The sequence below is a fragment of the Pseudomonas sp. HY13-MNA-CIBAN-0226 genome (assembly GCF_040310305.1).
Taxonomy (GTDB): domain Bacteria; phylum Pseudomonadota; class Gammaproteobacteria; order Pseudomonadales; family Pseudomonadaceae; genus Aquipseudomonas; species Aquipseudomonas gregormendelii.
This window is the reverse complement of sequence record NZ_JBEOPS010000084.1, coordinates 1-399: the sequence shown is the minus strand read 5'-3', so window position 1 is coordinate 399 and position 399 is coordinate 1. Positions and strand designations below refer to the sequence as shown.

Below are 399 nucleotides of genomic sequence, written 5' to 3'. Positions count from 1 at the left end.
CTGTCATACTGCTCACAGCGGCAGTGATCTCAGTCCCTTTAATCAAGCGCCTAGGATTAAGCTCGGTATTGGGATATTTAATTGCAGGATTAATTATTGGTCCATTTGGACTAGCGTTTTTCTACGATTCTGCGTCTATTCTGCATGTTGCTGAGCTTGGTATTGTGATGTATCTGTTTGTGATTGGACTAGAAATGCGTCCATCGTATTTATGGAGTTTAAGAAAAGAAATTTTTGGATTAGGCACATTACAGATTAGTGCCTGTTCATTGGGGTTAATGGCGGTAGGCTTGGCCTATGGCTATTCTTGGCAGGTGAGTTTTGTATGTGCTGCAGGCTTTGTACTCACCTCGACTGCAATTGTTATGCAACTTTTGGGAGATCGTGGAGACATTGCTC

The 399-nt window shown here is 42.6% G+C and carries 1 protein-coding gene; it reads left to right on the top strand.

From position 1 onward, the window contains the following. Positions 1 to 399: cation:proton antiporter domain-containing protein (locus AAEZ05_RS27860; RefSeq protein ID WP_350649773.1), on the top strand; the 399-nt coding region annotated here is incomplete at both ends.